We start from the raw sequence: 16,147 nt of genomic DNA on the forward strand, positions 1-16,147 counted from the left end.
ATCTTACGATTGTTAAGCTCAATTTGTTTGCTAGCATATTGCTTGCTTGTTAAAAATGTTTGTTGTCTTGAATTGAATCAAGACGCCCTACACATTTGGTTCGTCTATTCTTTGTTCAGTTTTCAAAGGTCTACGTTACCTCACAGCAACTTTTATATCATAACAAACTTTCGTTTGAATGTCAAGAACTTTTTTAAAAAAGTTTTTTAAGTTGTTTTGCTCGGTTGTTGTTGTCTATTGTGACAACTTCTATATCTTATCATCTCGTTTGTTATTTGTCAACAACTTTTTTGTTGTTTTTTCAAACTTTTTTCGAGAGATTTGAAATCAAGAATTGTTATTTAATTATTGATTTCTGAATCGCTCAGCTGTGTGACTCGCCTTGCGACATGTAATAATATACCAAGATTTCAAGCATTGGTCAATCATTATTTTCACTTTTTTTAAACTTTTTTTCAATACCGATTATTATGATTGGTCTAGGTGTTTTCGTTCGTTTTTTACCCCCTTTCATCCTTTTTTGGCTATAGTTTATTAACTTTTAGCAAAATCTTCTAAATTTATCGTAATATATCAAGGATTTTGTCCTTTTTAGCAATTATTTGTTAAAATATGGAAAAGAGATTTTTTATATATGGAGGAAATGAACGCTTATGAAAATTTTAGTTGCAGATGATGATAAAGAAATTGTAGAACTATTGAGTATTTATATTCATAATGAAGGATACGAAGTCGTGAAAGCTTATGATGGAAAAGAAGCGTTATCCAAATTGCACACAACACCAGATATCGATTTATTAATCTTGGACATTATGATGCCAATTATGGATGGAATGGAAGTAGTGAAAGAACTTCGAAAAGAATCGCAAATTCCAATTATTATGTTAACAGCAAAAACAACCGATATGGATAAAATAAAAGGCTTAGTTGCTGGTGCAGACGATTATGTCACCAAGCCTTTTAATCCTTTAGAAGTAATGGCTCGGGTGAAGTCTATTTTACGTAGAAGCCAAATGCAATTAACCAAAGAGGAACCCGATGAATTAGAAGTCGGCCCATTAATGATTAATAAGGACTCTCACGAAGTCAAAACAATAGAAGGAAAAGAAATTCAATTAACCGCTCTTGAGTTTGGTATCCTCTATCTATTAGCTAGTCATCCAAATCGTGTATTTAGTGCGGATGAAATTTTTGAGCGTGTGTGGCAACAAGAAAGTATTGTTTCTGCTAAAACCGTGATGGTTCACGTCAGTCATTTAAGAGATAAGATTGAAGAAGCAACTGGTGGAGAAAAAGTCATTCAAACAGTGTGGGGAGTTGGATATAAGATCGATGCTCGTTAAACCTAAAAAGATTGAAAAACAAAAACGAATTACCTTAACTTCTAAAGAAATCAGCGAGTTATTAGCAGAAGCAATTGTGACAATTGTTTTATTACTACTATTAAATGTCTCAATTATGTTCCTTTTAGGACAACTACTTAGTGAAAACTCGCCCTTAGCTGGTGTCATCTGGGCCACTAAGGATGCGGTCGCTAAAGAATTAAATACTGATTTGTTTTGGAGCTGGAATAAATTTGTCTTACCCATTTTCTTTTTAGTAGATGCAGCTGTTCTCTATTGGCGCTTAATTCGTCGCTACCATCAAATGCAATTACGTCATATTATCAGTGAGTTACATTACATCGCTGATGGTAATTACAATCACCGCATTCCGTTTGAATTAAGTGGTGATTTAGCAAAAGTCGTGACGAGTATTAACGGTCTGGTGGATAGTACTGTCGCAGCCATTGAAGATGAACGGCGAATTGAAAAATCAAAAGATGAATTAATTACGAATGTCAGTCATGATATTCGGACACCGTTAACTTCTATTATTGGTTATCTGGGATTGATTGAAGATCGTCAATTTCATAGCCAAGAAGATTTACTGAAATATACGCATACCGCTTACGTCAAAGCGAAACAAATGAAATTATTAGTTGATGATCTTTTTGAATATACAAAAGTCCGTCAACCAAGTGTCCCGATTCATACGACGACTTTTGATATGGCACAATTAATTGAACAGCTTGCTGCCGATTTTGAATTGGAAGCGAAAAAGATTAATATGCAAATCCAAGTAAAAGCCAATCCAGCTTCTTTAATGATGGAAGGCGATACAGAAAAACTAGTCCGAGTCTTTAACAACCTTCTTTCAAACGCTTTGAAATATGGCAAAGGCGGCCATCATATTGTAATGGAAGTAGACAAAGTCGGCACCGAAGCAATTATCGCTGTTCGCAATGATGGACCAGCTATCCCTAAACATTCTTTAGATCAGTTATTTGACCGCTTCTATCGTGTCGAAGAATCCCGATCACAAGAAACGGGTGGTACTGGTTTAGGTCTGGCTATTGCACAAAGTATTGTCGCTTTACATGGTGGATATATTTATGCGAAGTCTGATCAAAAGTGGACTTCCTTTATTATTCATCTACCCTTACAGCGTACCAACAAGAAATCAGAGAGTTAATTGACATCCCTGAACTTTTTCGGTATTCTATAGAAAAGAGAAAACTAAGAGAAAAAGTATTTATGGCACTGAATTCCAGAGAGTTTGCGGGGGTGCGAGCAAACATTCATCTATAAAGAAGTCCGTCTCTTCCAGGTGTCCAGCGAAATAAGTTGGAACGGTCTGCAGCCGTTATCTGCAAATCAAGGGCAGTAACATTACTGAACTTGGGTGGTACCGCGAGATTTCCAGTCATTTCGTCCCAAGAATATTTATTTTTGGGGTGAGATGGCTTTTTTGTTGTTTTCTACAACAGTTATTATTGATTATGTACTAATTTTAAGGAGGAAAAAATATGTTAGATGTAAAAATGATGCGTCAAAATTTTGACGAAGTAAAAGCAAAGCTACAAACCCGTGGTGTGAAAGAAGAAATCTTAGTGGAATTTCTGCGTTTAGATGAAAGTCGCCGTGATTTATTAGTCAAAGTCGAAGAAATGAAAAAATACCGGAACGATGTGTCTGCTGAAATTGCTCAATTAAAACGGAACAAAGAAGATGCAACGGCCAAAATCGCGGAAATGAAAGAAGTCGGCGGTAATATTAAAGCGTTAGATGCAGAAATTAATGCTATTGACGAAGAGCTACGTGGGATCACAACTACTTTACCGAACTTGCCAGATGATTCTGTGCCTGTTGGTGCTGGTGAAGAAGAAAATGTAGAAGTACGTCGTTGGAGTGAACCAAGAACTTTTGCTTTTGAACCAAAACCACACTGGGAAGTCGCTGAAAACTTAGGCATTCTAGATTTTGAACGTGGTGCCAAAGTAGCTGGTAGCCGTTTTGTTTATTACAAAGGCCTAGGTGCTCGCTTAGAACGTGCGTTATACAACTTCATGTTAGATTTACATGTTTATGAACATGGCTATACAGAAATGATTACGCCTTATATCGTTAATGACACCGCCATGTTCGGAACTGGCCAATTTCCTAAATTTAAAGAAGATGTCTTCCAATTACAAGATACGGATTTAACGTTAATCCCAACGGCGGAAGTCCCGTTAACTAATTACTACAACAATGAAATTTTAGATGGCAAGGATTTACCGATTTACTTTACGGCCTTGAGCCCTTCTTTCCGTTCTGAAGCTGGTAGCGCTGGTCGTGACACACGTGGGTTAATTCGTTTACACCAATTTAATAAAGTCGAAATGGTTAAATTTAGTGATGCAGAGCATTCTTATGAGGAATTAGAAAAAATGACGAATAATGCCGAAGAAATTCTGCAAAAACTGGGATTACCTTACCGTGTCATGGCTCTTTCAACAGGTGACATGGGCTTCTCAGCTGCGAAAACTTATGACTTGGAAGTTTGGATTCCCGCTCAAGAGACATACCGTGAAATCAGTTCATGCTCAAACTGTGAAGATTTCCAAGCGCGCCGTGCGATGATTCGTTACCGTGATGAAAATGATAAAGTCCAATATGCGCATACACTCAATGGTTCTGGTTTAGCCGTGGGACGGACAGTCGCTGCTATTTTAGAAAACTACCAAAACGAAGATGGCTCTGTGACTGTACCAGAAGTCCTAGTTCCTTACATGGGTAACCTAACAGTTATTAAATAAAGGGAAGATGAAGGTCGTTGTCTGATATCAGATAACGGCTTTTATTCTACAGAAAAAGGAGCCTGATAAACGGTGGAAACAGAAGCAACTCCTTCATTCTACAGAAAAAGAGGCAGACGTCGAAATGACGTCTGCCTCTTTTAAATTTCAAAAAAATCAGCTTTTATTTTATTGAACAGAATAGTTTGGTGCTTCTTTTGTGATTTGAACGTCATGTGGATGTGATTCTTTCAATCCGTTACCACTCATTTGAACAAATTGTGCTTCTTCACGCAACGCTTTCAGGTCTGCTGCACCGACGTAACCCATCCCTGATTTCAAGCCACCGATTAATTGGAAGACAATATCAGAAACGCTTCCTTTGTAAGCGACACGTCCTTCGATTCCTTCTGGCACTAATTTGTTTGCTTCATTGACACTTCCTTGGAAGTAACGATCACTTGATCCTTTTTCCATTGCGCCCAATGAGCCCATGCCACGGTAAGTTTTGAAACGACGGCCTTGATAAATTTCAAATTCGCCTGGAGATTCATCTGTACCAGCTAACATACTTCCTAGCATTACAGCATGGCCACCAGCAGCTAAGGCTTTCACGATATCACCAGAATATTTAATACCGCCATCAGCGATAATTGCTTTACCATATTCTCTAGCTACAGAAGCAGCATCATAAATCGCTGTTAATTGAGGAACACCAACACCAGCAACGACACGTGTTGTACAAATTGAACCAGGTCCAATACCAACTTTGACAACGTCAACGCCGACATCATACAATGCTTTGGTTGCTTCAGCAGTGGCAACATTACCAGCAATTAATGTTGCTTCAGGGAACGTTTCACGAATTTCTTTAATTTTGCGAATAACGCCGGCACTATGGCCATGTGCAGTATCGATAACAATCGCATCGGCACCTGCTTCTAATAATGCTTCCGCACGTTCGAACGTATCACTAGTGACACCGACTGCTGCCGCCACAAGTAAACGACCGTGTTCATCTTTGGCAGCATTTGGGAATTCAATCACTTTTTCAATGTCTTTAATTGTAATTAAGCCACTTAAGCGACCTGCTTCATCAACGATTGGTAATTTTTCGATTTTATGTTTTTGTAAGATTTTTTCTGCATCTTTTAAAGATGTGCCAACTGGCGCAGTGACTAAATGATCTTTTGTCATGACTTCTTCAATTTTGATTTGGTAGTCCGTTACAAAACGCATATCACGGTTTGTAATAATTCCGACTAATTTACGGTTTTCCATTGTTTCTACAATTGGCACACCGCTAATACGGTAACGACTCATTAATTCTTCTGCATCCGCTACTAAGTTTGTTGGTGTTAGAAAGAATGGATCAATGATAACGCCGCTTTCAGAACGTTTGACTTTACGTACTTCGTCTGCTTGTTGGGCGACAGTCATATTTTTATGTACGACACCTAGTCCACCTTGACGAGCCATCGCAATTGCCATATTACTATCTGTAACAGTATCCATACTGGCACTCATCAATGGAATATTTAACTTGATATTTTTAGCTAATTGTACACTCATGTCTACATCATTTGGTAAGACATGGCTTTCTGCAGGGATTAATAGCACATCATCAAATGTAAGACCTTTTTTCGCAAATTTTGTTTCCCAATTTGACATTTTTTTGTCCACTCCTCGACTTAATTTTATATATGAAAATAACAGATAATACTAAGGAAGTCAACTAGATTTGTTTAAATAATCAATGAGGAATAAAGGACAAAATGCCGAAATCGGTTTGTCCTTTATTCAACTCTTCCTAATTAAGGTCCTACTTTCATCGTTGTTCTTTTATCTTGTGTTTCTTTTTTTGTTGTAAAAATCGGCTAAATCCAAAACCACCAACAGAAAGCAAGGTAATCATTGTCCCTATTTTTTGCACTTTTGTTCTTTGGTAACGGATGTCGACATGTCCTGTACCAGATAAAGAAAGAGCGGCTAAGCCTCCTTGATTGGTTAGGTTCATTTTTTTAGCGCCCGTTTGGTTTTTCATTTGAATCGTGGCTTGATAGCCTAAGTAATAAATAAAAGGAACGGTCACCTTCGCTGATTGATTCACCACTTGGTAGTCAAATGAAATTTTCCCATAAGGCATTCTAACATTTGTAATGGTTACTTGTGCTGCCGAATAATCAAGTTGTCGTTTTTTCTGTTTCAATAATTCCTGATAATTGATTTCATCTGGCAAATATTCATGACCCGCACCGATATAAAAAGGCGCTGGCTGCTCATACTCAGCTTTTGTTAACAGGCGGCCTTGTTGTGACTGAATACTTTGATATTGATAAATGCCTAAATTGCTGATGGCAAGGAAAACCAACAAAGCCACAGTCCAAGATTTACGGAAAACGCCCCATTCGTCTTGTGCAATGAAAAAAGCGAGCATTACGGAAAGAATCCCTAAAAACCGCCAAGGAAACTGAATCGTATTTAAAGGCGTGTGGTTCAGCCAGTGCCAAGGAAAAAGCGTGGTAACCATCAATAAGAGTACCAGCGTCAAAGCAATAAACCGTTTGTCCTGAATTTTTTTGCTGGCAAGCGAAACCACTGCTACAACAAGCCCCACAAACAAAAGGGTTCCTAGATTCGCTGTTTTCGCGTGAAAAACACTGCTCTTTAAACTATTAATGAAAAGAGAAACAATGGGATAACTTCTTTCGGAAATATAAGTGAGTGGATTGGATGTAACTTTGAACACTTGATTTTTCATTTGTTCAGCAACTGGTAAAAGATAAAAGGCCAGCCAAAGCAGCGTCAGACCTGCAGCCTTCGCTAATGCCCACAGGACCTCCTTTTTAAAAAACTGCTGCCAATAAAACAGAATGTATAACCCAATCCAAATAGAAACCATTTCAATAGAAATAAAGTGAGCCAACCCAATCCCAGTCATCGCCAGCGTTAACAACGGCCAACATTTCGTGGTTCCCTTTCGTAATAAAAACAGGCTCGCTAAGACCAACGGAAAAAAGCTTAGCGCCAAAAATTCTCCTAACGCTTGGCGATTAAACAAGTCTTGCATGCGGTAAATAGATAAGCCATACAAAATGGCAAAGAGATAGCTTCTTTTTTTAGAGAGCGCCATTAATCGGCCTGCATAATAAGTAAGACTAAATGTTGCCAAGTTTACTGCAAACACAAAAATCGCCATACTAGCGACAAAGGAAAGCCCCAGAACACGCAAAAGCGCAGGTAAATAAAGATACGCATCTGGATAAAACAAACTAGAGGCATAGCCATAGCCTCCCAAGAAAAAATAATTGATTTTAGGAAACCAGTCGTTGTTTTTAATTGCTGATGCGAGACCTTCCACCCGATTTTGATGAAAGCGGAAATCACTTGCTCGTAAAAAATTCTCTTGAAAATAGACAAAATAGAGAGAAAGTCCACTTAATAAGAGAAAACTAATAAAAATGAGTAGCCGCTCGTGTTGACGGCACCAAGACTTCACTTGTTGTCCCATAAGAGGCTCCTTTCTTTACAAACTTCTGAAAACAGAAGCCTGGGACACTAGTTTTTTCGACTAATCCCCCAGGCTTTAACTGTTAAAACGCTCTATTGAGAGAGCGACTTTGCTTGTTGCAGTTTCTGCGTCAGCCGAGCGCATTCACAATTGAGCGCGCGCCGTTTATTGACGTGTCATGAAACTACCTTGAATATTGTATTTTTTCTTGAAGAAATAGCGTGCTACAAAGGCTAACGCACCGATTACTAAAGCAATCATCGGATCTAAAATGGGATTGATTACTGGTGGCAGCATCGCTGAACCAGCGAAAACTGCAATCCACAAGAACATTCCGCCAAATAGAATGGCAGTCGTTTTTAACCAACCAGGACGTTTGCTTTTGTCGCCACCTTGACGATCAAAACGGTAAACATATTTGTGCATTAGATAGAAAACATAACCCCCAGCCATCGCACCTAAGATATATGTGGTTAATCCGAGAGGCTGTGCGGTTCCTTTTGAAAATAGAGACATCGCCGCTAACATGATTGTTAATAAACCAAGCAATAATAAGGTATTGTCGAGCCAAATCATCCAGCCCGCTGGTTCTTTGACTTCTGCTGGTTTATTTAAAATTGCTTCCGTCCGTTCTGAAACAGTGCCAAATAACTGACGGGCTGTTTTACCTGTTTTTTGACCGGCTACTAATTCTGGTAAAATACCGTGTAGAGCCAATGCTAGCTCCTCTTCAGATAAATTAGCCGCTTTTAATGATTTTTTTAAGTCAAAAATGTATTGTTCATTTCTTTTAGTCAAATTCTGTTCTAATTGACGATTCTCAGCCACGATTGCTCGTAATGCTTCTGCTTCCATAGTTGTATCCTCCTCACCCTCATGTAGAGGGAACCTCTTTCTAAACGGCTGAATGGCCTTAAATATGTGGGCTTACCCCAAAACAAATTGCTTGTTGGGCATGGGTCTTTTCTTAAACGTTAAAACGGAACAACATAACATCGCCATCTTGAACGACGTAGTCTTTTCCTTCTAAACGAACACGGCCCGCTTCTTTGGCAGCTTGCATATTGCCATATTTATCTAGGTCTTCATAAGAAACTGTTTCCGCACGAATGAAGCCTCGTTCAAAGTCACTGTGGATAATCCCAGCTGCTTGAGGTGCCTTGATTCCCTTACGGAACGTCCACGCACGAACTTCTTGTTCACCAGCTGTAAAGTAGGTAGCTAAGCCTAACAAATCGTACGCCGCACGAATCAATTGATCTAAGCCAGATTGTTCAATGCCCATTGCTTCTAAAAATTCAGCCTTGTCTTCTTCAGAATCCAATTCAGCAATTTCTTCTTCTGCTCGCGCACTAACTACGATTACTTCCGCATTTTCACTGGTTGCAAAATTACGAACTTGTTGTACATACTCGTTGTTGTCTGGATCCGCCACTTCATCTTCTGAAACATTTGCTACATAAAGGACCGGCTTTGTGGTTAATAAGAAAAGAGATTTAACAATTTTCTCTTCTTCTGGCGTAAATTCAATCGTACGAGCAGATAAACCTTCTTCTAAAACTGGTTTAATTTTGTCTAAAACAGCTAATTCTTCCACCGCTTCTTTATCTTTTGCTTTCGCCATTTTAGCCACGCGAGTATAGCGCTTATTGATTGAATCTAAATCTGCTAAAATTAGCTCTAAATTAATTGTATCAATGTCTGCTAAAGGATCAACGAAATCCGCATCCCGATTTTGTTCACGCATGATATTTTCGTCATCAAAACAACGAACCACGTGACAGATTGCATCTACTTGACGAATGTGACTTAAAAACTGATTTCCCAGCCCTTCTCCTTTGCTGGCACCTTTAACAATTCCGGCGATGTCTGTAAATTCAAACGTTGTGGGAACTGTTTTTTTCGGTTTTACTAGTTCTGTCAAGCGTTGTAAACGGGCATCTGGTACTTCAACCATGCCGACGTTCGGATCAATCGTTGCAAAGGGATAATTTGCAGCTTCTGCTCCTGCTTTTGTAATTGCGTTAAATAGGGTCGATTTACCAACGTTTGGTAAGCCGACAATTCCAGCTGTTAGTGCCATTTGTTTTCCACTCTTTCTCTCAGTCTATTCTCTTTTCTATTAGAGGCATCAAAGCATTAGTCTGCTTTTTTCTCGATTACTTTTTTTAATTTTTTAGTAAAATCACGACGCGGCATCATGACAATATGCCCGCAATTCGTGCACTTGATTTTGATATCAGCGCCCATGCGAATGATTTGCCAACGATTTGCTTGGCAAGCATGCGGCTTTTTCATTTCGACAATATCGCCTAAATCATACATGTTCCAAGCCTTCTTTCTTCTCTTACTTATATAAAAATACCATGATTACAATACCATTTTTTAACGAAACTAGCAAAAGGATTTGTGACTTTCTGTCTTACTTTCTCACTTTGCTTTTTATTCCTCGTCAAAATGAATATCTAAAATATCTAAAATTCTAGCCAAATCCGAAGAGGACAAGTACTCAATTTCAATTTTTCCTTTGCCTTCTTTTTCTTGAATTGCTACGGTTGTCCCAAATTTATCCATTAAGCGGTCTTCACTTTCACGAATATAAATGGGTTTTTCTTTGATGGCTTTTTTCGCTTTTTTGCCCTTTTTGCCTTGTGTTTCGTTTAATTCAGCGACAAGTTGTTCTAATTGTCGAACCGTTAAATTGTCTTTAATACAACGATTAGCTAATGGCAATAGCTGTTCTTTGTTCTTCAAGCCTAATAACGTCCGTGCTTGACCCATTGACATGCTTTGTTTTTGAACCATTGCTTTGACCGCATCTGGTAAGGTTAGCAATCGTAAATAATTGGCAATATACGGGCGACTTTTGCCCAAACGTTCTGCGACTTCCGCTTGTGTTAATTTCAAATTTTTCATTAGCATTTCATAGGCTTCTGCTTCTTCTAGCGGATTTAAATCTTCCCTTTGTAAGTTTTCCAAAACAGCAACTTGCATCATGGATTCTTCATCAAATTCGCGAATAATTGCGGGAATTTTTTCTTTGCCGGCTAATTTAGAAGCCCGGAACCGACGCTCACCTGCAATAATTTCATAGCCTTTAACTGCCGATTTACGAACAATAATCGGTTGAAACACACCGGAATGTAGAATCGAGTTTGCAAGTTCTTGTAAAGAGGTTTCATCAAATGTTTTCCGTGGTTGGTAAGGATTGGGACGAAGTTCGTTTAATAGAATTTCTGTCACTTGTTCGTTCTTAACGTCGACATCTTCTAGCTTTGCGATATCTTGAAACAAGGCATCGATGCCTCTGCCTAAACCTTTGCCTTTATTCATTCTCCAACACTTCCTTTGCTAGTGCTTGATACACTTCGGCACCTTTTGAGCGAATATCATAGTCGATGATTGGTAAACCATGACTTGGTGCTTCGGATAAACGGACATTTCTTGGAATAATCGTGTCATAGACTTTTTCACGGAAATATTTACGGACTTCTTCAACGACTTCGGCACCTAAATTGGTCCGAGCATCGTACATGGTTAACAAGACCCCTTCAATTTTCAATTCAGGGTTAAAATGTTTTTGAACCAAGCGAATCGTATTTAGCAATTGACTCAAGCCTTCTAATGCGTAATATTCACATTGAACAGGAATTAGAATCGAATCACTTGCTGTAAAAGCATTGATTGTTAAATGCCCTAGAGAAGGCGGGCAATCAATTAAAACGAAATCATACATGTCTCTTACTTCATCAATTGCTAATTTCAAGCGCGATTCTCGAGCCATCATTGAAGTTAATTCAATTTCGGCGCCTGCTAATTGAATAGTTGCAGGGACAATATCTAAATTTTCACGGCTGGTATGTTGAACCACGCTAGTGATTGGTTCTTCATTTACAAGGACATCATACACATCGTGTGCGACATCTGGTTTAGGGACACCCATGCCACTGGTAGCATTTCCTTGTGCATCAATGTCGATCAGTAAGACTTTTTTGCCTAAGTTTGCTAAACATGCGCCTAAATTTACAGTGGTCGTTGTTTTACCAACGCCGCCTTTTTGGTTCGCTACAGAAATAATTCGTGTCATGTGTGTGCCTCCATCTTATTTAATCGGTTGTTTATTTGGTAATCCAGGTTTTCTGGGATATTTTTTAGGGGTTTCTTTTTTCTTTTGAATCACGACAATGTGGCGTTCGTCTGCCGTAATCGGCAAAGTAAAACCAACTTCTTTTTGAAATTGACCGCCTAATGTAGCGATTGCAGGTTTTGCTTCATTAATTTCTTCTTCACTTTTCGATGCTTTTAAGGCTAAAAAATAGCCTTCTTTTTTAACTAAGGGTAAACACAGTTCACTTAAAACATTTAATCGTGCAACTGCTCGCGCTGTAACGTAATCAAACGCGCCACGAAATTCTGCTTTTTGACCAAATGTTTCTGCACGATCATGATACAAAGAAACATTAGCCAAACCTAGTTGATTCACTAACTCTGTTAGGAAAGTAATTCGTTTATTTAAAGAGTCAACAATTGTGACATTTAATGAAGGAAAAACAATTTTCAAAGGAATACTTGGAAATCCTGCGCCTGCGCCAACATCACAAATGGCTTTGTCACTGGCAAAGTCTTCAAAGAATGCCAACGAAACAGAATCATAGAAATGTTTCAAATAAACTTCTTTTTCTTCTGTAATGGCTGTTAAATTCATTTTTTCATTCCATTCTACTAATAAATGGAAATATTGGTCAAATTGTGTCATCTGTTGGTCTGTCAATTCAATGCCTTTTGCGGCTAATAGTTGTCTAAATTCTTCGGGTAGCATAAAGACTCCTTCCTTTTTTGTGAAACAGAAAAATGTTTCACAATCATCTTTTCCTACTTTAACGCAAATAGCAATTTCTTGCAATGCTTTTCGGAAGATTTTTGCCTGAATGATAAAAGAAAAATCCGCCTTTTTGTGTAGTAAAAAGGCTCTAGCCCACGGACCAAAATGTTCAATTGGCGGCAACGAAAACCGCCTTTCTCTAAGCGTAAAACAAGCCAATGTTTCATGTGAAACATTGGCTTGTTTTACTTACTATAATCATCGCACTTTATTTGTCGTTCTCTGCGGTAGTCGTATTCTTGGATACGGGGACTTAACCAACCTTTTTTGGCTGTTTTTCGTAATTGATGATCAAATCTCCCTGGTGGTGAACTATCTAGTAATTCATGGGTACGATTATTCCGATTTGCATAATTAAACGATTCACCATTCAAGACTTTTTCCTGGTATTCATTGTTTTTGGTCGCTTGATAATAAGCTGGATTACTAATTAATCTGCCTCGCCAGTCTTCAACTAACACATCCCACTGGGTCACAAAGGTCCCTTCTTCATTCAAAATAAACTCACTGTGAAAATTAGGTGTCAATCGTTTCTTATTAATTAAAGAATAGGATGCCCCCTCAGGGTATTTGTTATGCAAACGAGCAGAGCTTTTTTTCAGCTTCCGCCCGCCCATTCCTTGCGGCTTGGCCGCAAAAACATAGCGTTTTAATGCCTGTTCATCGGTGTCCCCTTCTTGTTTAAAAAAATCGCGGATATACGTGATATTTTGACGATCAATATACATTCTTAATTGATGTATCTTTTTCGCTTTCTCTTGATTAAAGCTCCCAAGAAGACCTAACGGATAGGCTTTTTGAACTGTTTTTGCCAACAAATGCCAAAACGTCGCATGCGGTGCAATCGTCTTCGAGAAACGATAAGGTCCTACTAATTGCAACATGCCATGCTGATCCAACACTGCACCTAATTGCCATAACAGTAACGAGAGCTTTTCTTGCGGACGATAAGCCGAAAAGCGAAATAATCGCTCATACGCTGAAGAGCCCACTTCTTCCACTTCAGAAAACAGTTCCGTGACTGCTGTTTTCGCTTGCTCAAGTGGCAAGAAACGCGTGTCTTTTATGGCGCTTTCCACTAATCCATAAACAGCTTGGCGGTCCCAGCCAGCGTCAATCGCCGCCTCTACACCAGCACTCATTGCTTGTTGTAATTCTTGCCAACGTCCCATCTTCTCGCCGCCTTTTTCTATATACTTCTTCTATAATGATAATCCTTTCCCCACAAAATGCCAACTGCTTTAACGCAAAAAAACAACCCGCCCTTTGGGGAAGGGCGGGCGGAGGAGTTAAAAAATGAAAAAGTGTTTTGTTAGGGTTTTGTTTATCGGGTATGTTTAAATAATAGCCGTTAAATGTGAAGAAACTATGGTAAAAATGCGCCTTCTTTTCAACAAAATTTTGAAAAAGTCTCTTCAGAAATTAAGATTTTTTTGCGAAGTTGCCCACTGGCTACTCCCATTCAGCATATTATATATTTAATATCCATAAAATCACAAAAGAAATATGCATAATAATGAATATTTATTCAACGGTTGATAATCCAACAAAAAAGAGCATGGGACAAAAACCACTTTGGATTTTTGCTCCACGCTCAAAAACTGATAAACGGCGGGAACAGAAGCAACTCCTTCGGAAATAAGCCGAAATTCTCCAAAAATTATAGAACAATTTTCGGAAATTCCTTCTTATTTCTCGGAGTTAAACACTTCTATCCCGACCTCTTTCAACTAAATTAAATGATTTTCTCTTAAAATATCACCAATATACGTATCCTCAAATTTCTTCACAAAGTGTTCAACCATTTTGCGTTCCACGAACGGCATATCCATTTCTGTTAATTTTTTCTTGTCAGATAAATAATAAACAGAGTTTGCTAAGACGCGCAAGTCGTATGCAGAAGCAAACACTTCTGGTACTCCGCGTTCAACCTCTAGCAATTGATAAACAGCTTCCATCGCTGTCCGTACAGAATACTCTGTTGTAAACACCGTATCTCGTTCAGTATCTGCGAAGTTCCCAATGAAAGCAAGATTTTTAGAGCCGTTTGGTACAACTAATGGTCGATCGCCTGGTTCTCTTAACATAAAGTAAGAAGTGATAAACGGCATATAAACCGGAATAGTGGTAGCCGATTCTTCTGAAATACGTTCAATTTCCCCTTCTGGGACCCCTAAATGATAAAGTAACTCTTGCGTAATTTCTTGGCCTGTACATTGTTCGATTGGTTTTTTGATATAATTTCCTGGTTTATTAGAAAGTAATCCATATACCCAAGTTATAGATTGTTGATCATTTTGTTCTTTAAAATGCGGTTGTCTATGCATAGCGAAACTCATCATCCAATTAGAGTCTTTGATAGTAATAATACCACCTGTGACAATTTTTCCTGTCCGTAATTTACGATGTGTTAACCGAGAAAGATACGGTTCAATATCGAAATTTTCCCACGTAATCGTTGCTGAGACAAACCAACTTTCATCTGGTAAATTTTCACAGAAAACTTCTGGGTGCCCAAATTCTGGGGATTGTTTTGCTAAGTTTTTCCAGAGATTCCAACTTCCCCCTAGTTCATGAGTAATTGGTGCTGGTGTATGATGATCTCCTTGCGTCGAACTTTCAGTAATTGAGCCATTCGTTACGAAGACTAAATCATTTTCAGTTAAAGGAATTTCTTTGGTTTTGCCCGCTTGTGTCAGCAATAATCGCCGAGCAACTTTAGTAGCTCCTTTGATGTCGACTTGGATATCATTGATCGTTGTTTCATATTGAAAGTCTACCCCTTGATTGGTTAAAAAGCTTAGTAATGGTTTCACTAACGATTCGTATTGATTGTATTTGGTAAACTTCAAGGCTGTAAAGTCAGGCAAACCTTTGATGTGGTGGATAAAGCGCATGATGTAACGGCGCATTTCAATGGCAGAGTGCCATTTTTCAAAAGCAAACATTGAACACCAATAGATCCAAAAGTTGGATTCAAAAAATTCTTCGCCGAAAACATCTTCAATTTTTTTGCCAATTAATTGATCTTCAGAAGTCATAAATAAATCAACGATTTCTTTTTGTGCTTTTTTGGATAAAGTAAATTGTCCATCATCGGGGACACGTTCGCCACGGTTATGAATAATGCGGCAATTTGAAGAATTCGGATCATCTAAATCTAACCGGTAAAACTCATCTAGGACAGAGGCATCTTCTACTTCTAATGATGGTACCGAACGAAATAGATCCCACAAACACTCGAAATGGTTTTCCATTTCGCGTCCGCCGCGAGTGACAAAGCCATCATGGGGAATAAATTTACCATCTAAAGAACCGCCAGACAGCGTGAGTTCTTCAAAAATGTGAATATTTTCGCCCTTCATTTGACCGTCACGAATTAAGAAAACAGCCGTTGCTAAACCTGCTAGGCCACCACCAACAATGTAGGCACTCTTGTCATCTACACCTTTTGGTTTTCTTGGTCGAGCAAATGCTTCATAATTTCCATTTGTGTATCTCATTCTCGTTTCCTCCTATCATTTGATACCCTCATCATACTGCTACCAAAAAAAATACCCAAAAGATAACCCTTTTTTTTAAGAAATTCTTTGACAAATAAAGAAAATTGTCTAATTTTTAAGCAAGTGAATAATCGTAGATGTTTCATGTGAAA

13 protein-coding genes and 1 other annotated feature are annotated in these 16,147 nt (G+C 38.5%); of the genes, 3 read left to right on the forward strand and 10 right to left on the reverse strand.

The window, feature by feature from the left end:
- Positions 1-653 precede the first annotated feature (653 nt).
- The 3 genes from IGL37_RS13130 (at position 654) to serS (ending at position 4,120) form a co-directional block, all read left to right on the forward strand.
- Positions 654-1,343 (forward strand): response regulator transcription factor, encoded by a 690-nt coding sequence (locus IGL37_RS13130; RefSeq protein WP_002355963.1) that lies wholly within the window; start codon positions 654-656, stop codon positions 1,341-1,343.
- Complete coding sequence (locus tag IGL37_RS13135) at positions 1,333-2,514, forward strand: sensor histidine kinase (RefSeq protein WP_002363566.1); 1,182 nt, start codon at positions 1,333-1,335, stop codon at positions 2,512-2,514. The genes IGL37_RS13130 and IGL37_RS13135 overlap by 11 nt, the downstream gene beginning before the upstream one ends.
- Before the next feature lie 40 nt (positions 2,515-2,554).
- Positions 2,555-2,761: a binding site (T-box leader), on the forward strand.
- 87 nt (positions 2,762-2,848) lie between these two features.
- Positions 2,849-4,120 carry a serine--tRNA ligase gene (serS, locus tag IGL37_RS13140; protein WP_002355965.1) on the forward strand — a complete coding sequence of 424 codons (1,272 nt, stop codon included), beginning with the start codon at positions 2,849-2,851 and terminating at the stop codon, positions 4,118-4,120.
- Positions 4,121-4,288: 168 nt separating this feature from the next.
- Here the strand turns inward: serS and guaB are convergent, their stop codons facing one another.
- The 10 genes from guaB to IGL37_RS13190 form a co-directional block, all read right to left on the reverse strand.
- Positions 4,289-5,770 (reverse strand): IMP dehydrogenase, encoded by a 1,482-nt coding sequence (gene guaB / locus IGL37_RS13145; RefSeq protein WP_002355966.1) that lies wholly within the window; start codon positions 5,768-5,770, stop codon positions 4,289-4,291.
- 157 nt (positions 5,771-5,927) lie between these two features.
- Positions 5,928-7,610: a 6-pyruvoyl-tetrahydropterin synthase-related protein gene (locus tag IGL37_RS13150; RefSeq protein WP_033918169.1), complete on the reverse strand. Its 1,683-nt coding sequence runs from the start codon at positions 7,608-7,610 to the stop codon at positions 5,928-5,930.
- 165 nt (positions 7,611-7,775) lie between these two features.
- Positions 7,776-8,465, reverse strand: a complete 690-nt coding sequence (locus IGL37_RS13155) for a DUF1129 domain-containing protein (RefSeq protein ID WP_002363563.1) — start codon at positions 8,463-8,465, stop codon at positions 7,776-7,778.
- A 112-nt stretch (positions 8,466-8,577) separates the two neighbouring features.
- Positions 8,578-9,693, reverse strand: a complete 1,116-nt coding sequence (ychF, locus tag IGL37_RS13160; RefSeq protein WP_002355971.1) for a redox-regulated ATPase YchF — start codon at positions 9,691-9,693, stop codon at positions 8,578-8,580.
- A 56-nt stretch (positions 9,694-9,749) separates the two neighbouring features.
- A complete protein-coding gene (locus IGL37_RS13165; RefSeq protein WP_002355974.1) occupies positions 9,750-9,935 on the reverse strand; it encodes a DUF951 domain-containing protein in 186 nt (61 codons plus the stop codon).
- 117 nt (positions 9,936-10,052) lie between these two features.
- On the reverse strand, positions 10,053-10,943 hold the full coding sequence (locus tag IGL37_RS13170; protein ID WP_002355975.1) for a ParB/RepB/Spo0J family partition protein: 891 nt from the start codon (positions 10,941-10,943) through the stop codon (positions 10,053-10,055).
- Positions 10,936-11,697, reverse strand: coding sequence for a ParA family protein (locus IGL37_RS13175; RefSeq protein WP_002355976.1), 762 nt, complete (start codon positions 11,695-11,697; stop codon positions 10,936-10,938). The genes IGL37_RS13170 and IGL37_RS13175 overlap by 8 nt, the downstream gene beginning before the upstream one ends.
- A gap of 15 nt (positions 11,698-11,712) precedes the next feature.
- Complete coding sequence (gene rsmG / locus IGL37_RS13180) at positions 11,713-12,429, reverse strand: 16S rRNA (guanine(527)-N(7))-methyltransferase RsmG (protein WP_002355977.1); 717 nt, start codon at positions 12,427-12,429, stop codon at positions 11,713-11,715.
- Positions 12,430-12,677: 248 nt separating this feature from the next.
- Positions 12,678-13,664: a DUF3114 domain-containing protein gene (locus tag IGL37_RS13185; RefSeq protein ID WP_033918168.1), complete on the reverse strand. Its 987-nt coding sequence runs from the start codon at positions 13,662-13,664 to the stop codon at positions 12,678-12,680.
- Between the two features lie 558 nt (positions 13,665-14,222).
- A complete protein-coding gene (locus tag IGL37_RS13190) occupies positions 14,223-15,995 on the reverse strand; it encodes an oleate hydratase (protein ID WP_002361446.1) in 1,773 nt (590 codons plus the stop codon).
- Positions 15,996-16,147 lie beyond the last annotated feature (152 nt).

It is taken from the genome of Enterococcus sp. AZ119, assembly GCF_050546175.1.
Taxonomy (GTDB): Bacteria; Bacillota; Bacilli; order Lactobacillales; family Enterococcaceae; genus Enterococcus; species Enterococcus faecalis.

Coding starts and splice junctions, on each gene's coding strand:
- IGL37_RS13165 (WP_002355974.1), bottom strand. CDS start 9,935: ATGTATGATTTAGGCGATATTGTCGAAATGAAAAAGCCGCATGCTTGC.
- IGL37_RS13175 (WP_002355976.1), bottom strand. CDS start 11,697: ATGACACGAATTATTTCTGTAGCGAACCAAAAAGGCGGCGTTGGTAAA.
- IGL37_RS13155 (WP_002363563.1), bottom strand. CDS start 8,465: ATGGAAGCAGAAGCATTACGAGCAATCGTGGCTGAGAATCGTCAATTA.
- rsmG (WP_002355977.1), bottom strand. CDS start 12,429: ATGCTACCCGAAGAATTTAGACAACTATTAGCCGCAAAAGGCATTGAA.
- guaB (WP_002355966.1), bottom strand. CDS start 5,770: ATGTCAAATTGGGAAACAAAATTTGCGAAAAAAGGTCTTACATTTGAT.
- serS (WP_002355965.1), top strand. CDS start 2,849: ATGTTAGATGTAAAAATGATGCGTCAAAATTTTGACGAAGTAAAAGCA.
- IGL37_RS13130 (WP_002355963.1), top strand. CDS start 654: ATGAAAATTTTAGTTGCAGATGATGATAAAGAAATTGTAGAACTATTG.
- IGL37_RS13135 (WP_002363566.1), top strand. CDS start 1,333: ATGCTCGTTAAACCTAAAAAGATTGAAAAACAAAAACGAATTACCTTA.
- IGL37_RS13150 (WP_033918169.1), bottom strand. CDS start 7,610: ATGGGACAACAAGTGAAGTCTTGGTGCCGTCAACACGAGCGGCTACTC.
- ychF (WP_002355971.1), bottom strand. CDS start 9,693: ATGGCACTAACAGCTGGAATTGTCGGCTTACCAAACGTTGGTAAATCG.
- IGL37_RS13185 (WP_033918168.1), bottom strand. CDS start 13,664: ATGGGACGTTGGCAAGAATTACAACAAGCAATGAGTGCTGGTGTAGAG.
- IGL37_RS13190 (WP_002361446.1), bottom strand. CDS start 15,995: ATGAGATACACAAATGGAAATTATGAAGCATTTGCTCGACCAAGAAAA.
- IGL37_RS13170 (WP_002355975.1), bottom strand. CDS start 10,943: ATGAATAAAGGCAAAGGTTTAGGCAGAGGCATCGATGCCTTGTTTCAA.